Consider the following 9,035-nt stretch of genomic DNA (forward strand, 5'->3'; position numbering starts at 1 on the left):
GAAGTTAAGCCCTCCAGAGCCGATGGTACTCCGCGGGAAACCGCGTGGGAGAGTAGGTCGCTGCCGGATTCTTTTTGAAAGCCCCTGGTGCCGCAAGGCGCCAGGGGCTTTGTCTTTGCGGGCTTGTTCCTCCGTCTGGCTTTGCGCGTTGATCCGCGCACGCTGATGGCTGTCTTTGCGAATCAGCCCAGCAGCCGCACCGCGAGAAAGACAGGCAGGGCCACGTAATAGAGCGCCCGGCAGGTCCACTCCGCGCCGGTGCGTACGTTGCGTGCCCACCGGGGACCCAGCCACGCGGCGCCGAAGCAGAGCGCTTCTGCGAAGGCTCTCCAGAAACAACCAAACAACAGCAGGGCCAGGAACACTGGCAACCAGGTGCGCGCGAAGGACGTGAGGTACGACGTCCATCCGTACATCTGGAGCTCTCCGAACGGACCTCCGAAGGAGATGTACTGGTGCGCTCGGAAGAAGATGCCGGCGAGCACTCCGGGCACCAGGCCGTACTTCAGGGCCTGGTCGTACCAACGCCTGCGCCACTTCTCGCTCCGTGCTTGGGCGTATCGCACTCGCGGATCATTTCGTGCTTCTCCGAGCGTCCCCATCGCCTCCAGCAGGGGCATGGGGGCCTGCACTGCCAGGCCGTAGTCGAAAGCCCGCCCTGTTCGCAGCCGGAGTGTCAGTCCCGGGCCTGGAAGGGGCAGACGCCACGGGCGGATGGACTCCAGTGCCTCGAAGGGAATCTCGAAGTGCGCTCCCCCTGACTGGGTGAGCACCAGGCCTTCCGGCCGCACCGTGACCGTGGCCCTCGTTCCTCGCTGTAACAGGCGCAGCGCGATGCGCGGCAGGACTGCTCCCACCGCGAGTCCTGTCGCCAGCGGTACGGGTGCCAGCGTCTGGGTGCCCGCGAGCACGTCTTTGAACAGCAGCGCGGTGAAGTAGCAGAGCGTGCCCAGCCCCGTGGCGTGCAGGAGCGCTCCCAGCGCGCGCAGACGGGGTGTGAAGGCGTGGATGGGGAAGGGGCTCGACGCGTCGACGGTCATGGGAGGGGCATGGCCGCGCGCGCATTGCCTCGATACGAGCGGCTTCCGTAGCATACGCACCCCGGAGGCCCCTCAAAACATGCGTTCCCCGCAGCCTGGCCCTGAACGTCGCACGGATTCCGATGGCGTGACGCGGGTGACGCCCTCGCGTGAGTCCTCAGGTGGTGTGGGCTCACGGCTCATCGGTGGTGCCGTCGCCATCACCGGCCTGTGCGTGGGGCTATGCCTCTGGTGGCTCTCCCGCCCTGTGCCTGTCGAGGACCTGCCCCCCATCGTGGTGGCCGAGCGCCCTGCGCCGGTGGCTCCCTCCCTGGAACCCGCGCGCCCTTCCGTGCGCCCTGCGGTCGCGCATGTCGCCGCGCCCATGCCCGTGGAGGAGCCTGCCCCCATGCCTGTCGATGACCCGCCGCCTTCCGAGGGCAAGAGCGGGACGGCCCTGTACCAGCGCGGCACCAAGCCGCTGAAGCGGGGGCTCGTCGTGCCCGACGACTTCGAGCTGCCCCCTGGTTACATGCGCCACTACCAGGCGACGGACAACGGGCAGCCGCTCGCGGCCATCCTGATGTTCCATCCGGACTTCACGCCCAAGGACGCCAACGGGCAGCCCATCCCCATCCCCGAGAACCGCGTGGTGCCCGAGGAGATGGCTCCCCCCGGCATGCCTCACCGGCTGCTGGAGATTCCTGTCGAGGACGAGGACTCGCAGTGACGTCCGTGAAGGGGTGGGCCGGGGCGCTCCTGGGCGTCGCGGCGACCACCGTGCTGTTCGCAGTGTTTGGACAGCTGCGACCCGGTTGGGTGTGGCTGGGCGTGGTGGCCATGGCACCGTGGCTCGCGGCCTTGGACGGGGTCCGTTCCGCTCGGGGGGCCGTGGGGCTGGGCGTGCTGCTGTCGGTGACGTTCACCGCGGCGGTGTTCGGCTGGTTTCCGGGCGCCATCGCGGCGTACTCCCATGCTCCGGTGTGGCTGTGCTGGGGCGTGTTCCTGCTCATCGCGCCTGTGTTGGAACTCCAGTTCATCACCGCAGCGTGGGTGCGGTGGTACGCGCGCCGGCGGGTGGCGGAGGTGCCGCGCCTGGCGTGGGTGCCTCCCGTGCTCACTGCGCTCGTGTACGTGGGCACCGAGTGGTTCGCGCCCAAGCTGTTCGCCGAGACGCTGGGCCACGCCCTCTATGCTTCGGAGACGCTGCGCCAGGGCGCGGACCTGGCTGGCGCTCCGGGGCTCACGCTGGGGCTGCTGCTCATCAACGAGTGTGTCGTCTCGGTCGCTCAGGGACTGGCTTCTCAGCGGGGCTTGCGACTCAGGCCGGTGGTCCTGGCGGTTGTGCTGGCGGTGGTGGGGTGGGGTTACGGATGGGTGCGGCTGGGGCAGGTGCGCTCGGCGGTGCACTCGGCTCCGTCGCTGGTGGTGGGGGCGGTGCAGGCGAACATCACCAACATCGAGAAGCTGGCCGCGGAGCAGGGCACCTACGAGGTTGTTCGCAACATCCTGGATACGCATTACGCGATGTCGGATGCGCTGCTGCGCTCAGGGCCACTGGACCTGCTGGTGTGGCCGGAGACGGTGTATCCGACGACGTTCGGCACTCCGAAGAGCGAGGACGGCGGCGCGCTCGATGATGAGATCCGCTCGTGGGTGGCGGAGCGCGGTGTTCCTCTGGTGTTCGGCACGTACGACCTGGACGGTGAACGGGAGTTCAACGCCGCCATGTTCTTGGGCCCCTCCGCGACGGGCGAGTTGGCTCAGTCCGCATACCGGAAGACGATGCTCTTCCCGCTCACGGAGTGGGTTCCGGATGCGGTGGACACGCCCGGCCTGCGCGCAATGCTTCCGTGGACCGGTCGATGGAAGCGCGGCCCGGGTCCCCGGCTGGTGGACTTCCGGTTGAACGGCGGCCGCGTGCTCAAGGTCGCTCCGCTCATCTGCTACGAGGCCGTCTTTCCCAATTACGTCGCAGCGGAGGTGCGCCAGGGGGCGGACCTGATTCTCACGCTGTCGAATGACTCGTGGTTCTCCGGCACCCCCGCGCCCCGGCTGCACCTGATGCATGCGGCGTTTCGGAGCATCGAGACGCGCACGGCACAGATTCGGGTGACCAATTCGGGCATCTCCGCGTTCATCGACCCCGCGGGGACGTGGACCGCCGAACTCGAGGACAATCAGCGCGCTGGCACCGTGATGCGTGTGCCGGCGGCGGAGCGGCTGAGTTCACTCGCGGGGGCTTGGGGCGACTGGTTGGGGCCCGTGGCGCTCGTGCTGGCCGTGGTGCTGGGGGTGTGGATTCGCCGGCCTGTGTGACGCGTGCTCAGGCGGCTTCGGCGTGCGGGGCGGGGAGCTGTGCGTCTGCCTTGGGCTTCTGGGCGATGACCTGGATTTCCCTGCGCATGTGCGTCAGCCGGCAGACCTGGACCCAGGCCCAGAGGAAGGCGAAGCGTGCGTATTCGTAGGGGGCTCGGAGGCCCTTCGCCAGTCTCCGGCGCAGGATGTCCTTGCCTGCCTTCACGGGCTGCATTCCGGCCCTGGCGCAGGCGTCCGCGAGGTTGTGCTCGTAGAAGTAGACGTGGTGTTGCCAGCCTCGCCGGTCCGGGCGGAACGAGCGGCCCTTCCGGGGCATCACGATGATCTTGTAGTAGGCCGCGTCCGGCACGATGACGAAGGCCACGCCTCCTGGCCTCAACACGCGCTGGATTTCTCGCAGCCCATCCATGGGCTGATCCACGTGCTCCAGCGTGTGCTTCAACGTGATGATGTCGAAGGACGCGTCCGGGAACGGCATCTGTGTCAGCGAGCCGTATTCGGCGGTGTAGCCTCGCTCGCGGCAGAGGTTCACCGTGAACTGGGAGTAGTCCAGCCCCGTGGCTTTCAGGCCTGCGCGCTGCGCTGCCTCCAACACGTATCCCGCGGAACACCCCACATCCAGCAGGTCCTTCGCGTGCGGCGCGTACTCCAGGCACACCAGCACCTGCCTCAGGCACTTGCGCACCCGGTGGTCCCAGCGGCTCAGGTACTTCGCGCGGTTGTGCTTGAAGTACTTCTCTTCGTAGCCCTCGCCCAGCCCTGGCTTCTGCTCCCGTTTGTAGATGAGCCCACAGCCCGTGCAACGGCCGTAGCTCAGCTCTTGGAACGCAACGACCGGTCGGGATCCGGTCTCATTGCAGACAGGGCAGGCGGAGTAGAAGGGTGCGAGCATTTCGCACCGCACCATCGGGCTTCGCGTTCCGGAGTGTCAATCCCACCCTCGGGGCCCTCGGCTCAGTGCCCGGGGGCTCGCTTCGCCAGGCTCAGTGCTCCCAGGGCGAGCAGGGCGGCGATGGCGACTCCCAAGGCCATGGGCCTCGCGGTGCCGTCGTGGCTTGCGCTCACCATCGCGGAGGCTCCCGCGGCCAGCATGAACTGCAGCGCTCCCAGCACCGCTGACGCGATGCCTGCCTGCTTCGCGTGCTGCTCCATCGCCAGGGCTGTCGCGTTGGGGGTGATGGCTCCCAGCGTGGAGACGAACACGAACAGCGACAGCGCGATGCCCCACAGCCCTCCAATGCCTGTCGATGCCACCGTCACCAGGGCCAGCCCCGCCAGCGCGGCGATTCGCACCGCCAGCTTCAACACCCGCTCGGGCGAGGAGCGCGCCAGCAACCAGTGATTGAGCTGCGACACCGCGACCAGCCCTGCGGCGTTCGCTCCGAAGAACCAGCCGAAGTGCTCCGGCTTCACGCCGTGCAACGTGATGAACACGAAGGGCGAACCGCCGATGTACGCGAACATCCCTGCCTGCGCGAGCGCCGCCGCCAGCGCAGGCCCCAGGAAGTCTGGCGCCTTCGTGATGCCCCACATCGCCTGGAAGGGTTTGGATGGGGCGGCTCCGTTCCTCGGGGGTGCTGTCTCCGGCAGGATGGCGAATGCCGCTCCCAGCGCGATGAGGCCGATGACCGCGTGGCTTCCGAAGATGGCTCGCCAGCCCGCGGCTCGTAGCACCCAGCCGCCCAGCAGCGGGGCCAGGATGGGCGCCAGGCCCATCACCAGCACCAGGCGCGACATCATCCTCGCCGCCGCTGCTCCCGAGTGCAGGTCCCTCACGACGGCCCTCGCCGTCACCATTCCCACCGAGCCACCCAACGCCTGCACGAACCGGCACGCCGCCAGGAATTCCGCCGATGGCGCCGTCGCGCAGCCGATGGAGCCCAGCACGTAGAGCACCAGGCCCACGTAGAGCGGCTTCGTGCGGCCGAAGCGGTCGCTCACCGGTCCCGCGAAGAGCTGCCCCACCGCGAGCCCCGCGAAGAACGCCGCCAGCGTGCGTTCCACCTCTCCTGCTGTCGCTCGCAGTGATTCGCCGATGGCGGGGAACGCCGGCAGGTACATGTCGATGGACAGCGGCCCGAAGCCGATGAGCGCCCCCAGAAGGATGATCAGCCCGGCTCCCTCCGTGGAGCGGGACAGCTTGGGCGTGGCGGTCGTCATCTGGCGGTCTTCTTCTGAGGCTTTCGTGCGGGCGCTTCTCCTGGCGTCAGCAGCACCCGGATGAGCTGGCGCAGGACGGCTTTGTCATCGCCGGGGGCGTAGGTGGCGCCGCCTACGTGGGCGTTGAAGCAGCGGGCTTCCAGCGCTCCACAGAGTGCTTCCGCCGCGACTCGGGGCTCGGCGAGGTCCACCCGTCCGGCTCGCTTCGCCCGGGTGAGCCACTTCGTCAGCCCCTCCCTGAGCGCGACAGGGGGCGGTGTCTCCAGGTGCAGGGCCCTCGCGCCACCCAGTGCGGAGTAGTGCAGCACGAACAACCAGGGCACCAGCTGGCGCAGGAAGTCCCGGTGGTGCAGGAGCGTTTCCAGGAGCTGGTCCTCGATGGGGGCGTTGTCCCTGGGCCCTGGCTCCAGCAGTGCCAGCGCGGTGGGCGGGACGGGGCGGAGGGCTCGCGACATCAGCGCCTCCTTGGTGCCCACCCGGTGCAGCAGCGCCGGTTGCGAGATGCCCAGCCGCTTCGCGATGTCCTGCAGCGGCGCGGATGGACCCTGCGCCAGGAACACGGCTCGGGCCGCTTCGTCGATCTGCAGGTCGGTGACGCGTGGGGGACGGGACATGGCGCGAAGGGTTAGTTACTGACTGGTAGGTAATAAATTCGCGCCAGTCGTGCAAGGGCCCGTTCTCGCGGGCCCCTCGCGTCAGCTTCCGAGGGAAATCAGATGCGGCCGGCCTTGAGCTCGCCCACCAGGTGGGCGCAGGCGCGGACGGTGAGCGCCATCATCGTCAGGGTGGGGTTCTGCGGGCCCTGCGAGGGGAAGCAGGAGCCATCCGTGACGTAGAGGTTGGGCACATCCCAGCTCTGGTTGAACGGGTTGAGCACGGACGTCTTCGGGTCCTTGCCCATGCGCGCGGTGCCCACCTCGTGGATGGCCATGCCCGGGTCGGAGAGCTGCTTGTTGACCTGCTCCACCGTGCAGCCCGCCTCCTCCAACATCTCCAGACAGGAGGCGACCGCGTCCTCCGTCATCTTCAGATCGTTGTCCGAGTGCCGGCACTCGATGTGCGCCGCAGGAATGCCCCAGCGGTCCTTCACCGTCGCGCTCAACGTCACGCGGTTCTCCGCGCGGGGGACCATCTCTCCGAAGGGCACCATGTGCATCTGGTCGTCGAAGGTGAAGACCTGAATGCCGTAGCCTCGCGCGAAGTTGGGGTGGCGCTCGGTGACGTTGCGGAACTGGGGGATGTACGCCCAGCCGTGCTCCTTCTGGTGGAGGTGCGCGGGCAGGTTCATCCTCGCTTCGATGCCTCGCAGGTACATGTGGTCCATCAGGTGCTGGCCCACGAGCCCCGAGCTGTTCGCCAGGCCGTCCGGGAACGCCCGGTTTCGCGAGTGCAACAGCAACCGCGTGGATTCAATGGTGCCCGCGGCCACCACCACCACCTTCGCGTGCACCTCCTCGGAGGTGCCGGAGTTCGCGTCGATGAAGGACACCCCCGTCACCCGGCCCGTGTTCGGGTCGTGCAGGATGTGGCTGGCGATGGCGTGCGAGCGCAGCGTCAGCCGCCCCGTCCGCAGCGCCGCCGGCAGCGTCACCGGCGCGTTCGCCGTCCGCCGGGCGACGACGTGGCGGTCGGGCCAGCGGGCCTTCACCTTCTCGCGCAGGCGGACCTCGCCGGGGGACAGCGGCGCGGGACCGGAGAAGACGGAGTCCGGCAGCGTGTCCACGCCGTCCGAGTTGCCTCGCAGGCCCATCCACCGCTCCACGATTTCGTAGGACGGCGCCAGGTCCGAGTGCGACAGCGGCCAGTCCGGGCTCAATCCGTCCAGGCTGCCCGCGTGGAAGTTGAAGTCAGACAGCCGGTAGAACTGGCGGCCGTGAGCCTTCACGCTGGTCCGCCCGCCTACCTGCCTCGCTCGAATCCAGGCGAACGGTGCGTCGGGCGGCGTGGTGTAGGGGTTGTCCACGTCATCCACGAAGGCGTGCGGATGGAACGGCCACGCGAAGCTCGTGGCCTGGATGGACTGGCGCGACTTGCGGGATGCGTCCGACTCGATGCGGTAGCCCAGCTTCTGCTTCACGCGGTGCATCAGGTGGAGCGCCCGGTCCGCGTTCGCTCCTCGGCCCGCCTCCAACACCAGCACCTGGAGCCCTGCCTCCGTCAGCTGCTTGGCCGCCCATCCCCCGCAGGCTCCCGAACCCACCACCACCGCGTCATAGACCGTCTTCGACGTCTTCATGCCTGCTCACCCAGGACGGTCAGTCTGCCGCCGCTGCTAAAGTTCGCCTAAATTGTAAATCAGGACCCTATTGGCGCCTATAGGTCTAGATGTCTGGCAGGAGCCAACACAAGCCTGGGGCGGTGACTTCCGCTCTGGAGTACGGGTCGCTTGCTGTCGGAGAGGGGCGGACATGGCTGGGTTGTTGACGCGGATTCGGTGGGGGCGGGTGCTCAGCGTGCTGGTGTTGCCATTGCTGCTGGTGGCCCTGGCGTTGGGTGGCCGCGCGGCGTGGCGCTCCGAGCAGTACTTCCACTACCCGAGGCCGGCTGCGGTGCTGCCCGCGGACTTCGGTGACGCGCGTGAGGTGACGCTGCGCACGGATGACGGGGTGGAGCTGCGCGGCTGGTACCTGCCGTCCCGGAACAAGGCGGCGTGGGTGCTGGCTCATGGCCTGTCGCAGACGCGCATGGACCTGGTGCCGGAGGCCCGCGTGCTGCGCGACGGGGGATATGGGGTGCTGCTGTTCGACCTGCGCGCGCATGGGCAGAGCGGGGGCGAGACGTCCACCTGGGGTGACAAGGAGCGCCAGGATGTGCGCGCGGCGCTGGCGTACGTGCGGGCTCAGCCGGAGGTGGATCCGGCTCGCGTGGGGGCGCTCGGGTTCTCCATCGGATCCGCGGCGGTGGCGGAGGTCGCGGCGAAGGACCCTCAGGTCGCGGCGGTGGTGCTGCTGTCTCCGTTCAACACGCTGTGGCTGGCGGCGGCGTATGACTTCCGCCGCTTCGGCGTGGTGACCCAGACGGGGGCGCTGGTCCCGTTCTGGCGGCGGGGGATTGCCTTGGACGAGGTGCGGACCCTCGACGCGGTGGACCACATCAAGCCCCGGCCCCTGTTCATCGTCGCGGGGACGGAGGAGTCCGGGCAGCCGCTGATGGACGAGCTGTTCGCGCACGTCTCGTCGTATGCGCAGACGTGGCGCATCCCCGGTGCTTCGCATGGCAACTTCGCCGCTGCCGCGCCCACGGAGTATCCGCGCCGGTTGCTGGAGTTCGCGGACAAGGCGTTGAAGCCCGTGGAGGGAGTGACTCCCTCGGTGGAGACGCCCGTGGAGAAGAAGGCTCCGGCGAAGAAGCCTTCACGGCGGACGAAGGAGGCGGGAGCCCGCTAGGACGTGTCCGCAAATAGTTCGAGTGGAGCCGGGTGTTAGGAGGGCATGAGCCGAGGAGAGCTGACGGACGCCCAATGGGAGCGGCTGGCAGGACTGCTGCCGCCCCAGAAACCCGCGCGGGGCCGACCGAACAAGGACCACCGCGAAGTGC

The 9,035-nt window shown here is 68.4% G+C and carries 8 protein-coding genes and 1 pseudogene; 4 read left to right on the plus strand and 5 right to left on the minus strand.

Annotated elements, in window-relative coordinates; all coding sequences use genetic code 11:
- Positions 1–182: 182 nt before the first annotated feature.
- Positions 183–1,040: a hypothetical protein gene (locus D7V77_RS37745; RefSeq protein WP_120581083.1), complete on the minus strand. Its 858-nt coding sequence runs from the start codon at positions 1,038–1,040 to the stop codon at positions 183–185.
- Positions 1,041–1,119: 79 nt separating this feature from the next.
- Here D7V77_RS37745 and D7V77_RS37750 point away from each other — a divergent pair, with 79 nt between their 5' ends.
- Positions 1,120–1,749: a hypothetical protein gene (locus D7V77_RS37750; RefSeq protein WP_120581084.1), complete on the plus strand. Its 630-nt coding sequence runs from the start codon at positions 1,120–1,122 to the stop codon at positions 1,747–1,749.
- Entirely contained in the window at positions 1,746–3,338 is a 1,593-nt protein-coding gene (gene lnt, locus D7V77_RS37755) for an apolipoprotein N-acyltransferase (RefSeq protein WP_120581085.1), read from the plus strand. The genes D7V77_RS37750 and lnt overlap by 4 nt, the downstream gene beginning before the upstream one ends.
- A 7-nt stretch (positions 3,339–3,345) precedes the next feature.
- Here lnt and D7V77_RS37760 read toward each other — a convergent pair whose 3' ends face one another.
- From D7V77_RS37760 to D7V77_RS37775, 4 genes are all read right to left on the minus strand, one after another.
- Positions 3,346–4,230 (minus strand): class I SAM-dependent methyltransferase, encoded by an 885-nt coding sequence (locus D7V77_RS37760; protein WP_158629154.1) that lies wholly within the window; start codon positions 4,228–4,230, stop codon positions 3,346–3,348.
- Between the two features lie 62 nt (positions 4,231–4,292).
- The gene (locus tag D7V77_RS37765; RefSeq protein ID WP_120581087.1) at positions 4,293–5,498 is read right to left on the minus strand and encodes a multidrug effflux MFS transporter; all 1,206 of its coding nucleotides are present in this window, start codon (positions 5,496–5,498) and stop codon (positions 4,293–4,295) included.
- Positions 5,495–6,112: a TetR/AcrR family transcriptional regulator gene (locus D7V77_RS37770; RefSeq protein ID WP_120581088.1), complete on the minus strand. Its 618-nt coding sequence runs from the start codon at positions 6,110–6,112 to the stop codon at positions 5,495–5,497. Before D7V77_RS37770 ends, D7V77_RS37765 begins: the two co-directional genes overlap by 4 nt.
- A gap of 98 nt (positions 6,113–6,210) precedes the next feature.
- Entirely contained in the window at positions 6,211–7,734 is a 1,524-nt protein-coding gene (locus tag D7V77_RS37775; protein ID WP_120581089.1) for a GMC oxidoreductase, read from the minus strand.
- A 172-nt stretch (positions 7,735–7,906) separates the two neighbouring features.
- Between D7V77_RS37775 and D7V77_RS37780 the strand changes: the two genes are divergently transcribed.
- Together D7V77_RS37780 and D7V77_RS37785 are read left to right on the plus strand one after the other, a co-directional pair.
- A complete protein-coding gene (locus D7V77_RS37780) occupies positions 7,907–8,884 on the plus strand; it encodes an alpha/beta hydrolase (protein WP_120581090.1) in 978 nt (325 codons plus the stop codon).
- Positions 8,885–8,929: 45 nt separating this feature from the next.
- A pseudogene (locus D7V77_RS37785) lies at positions 8,930–9,035 on the plus strand (IS5/IS1182 family transposase); the annotation flags it as partial.

It is taken from the genome of Corallococcus sp. CA041A (assembly GCF_003612075.1).
Lineage (GTDB): Bacteria > Myxococcota > Myxococcia > Myxococcales > Myxococcaceae > Corallococcus > Corallococcus exiguus.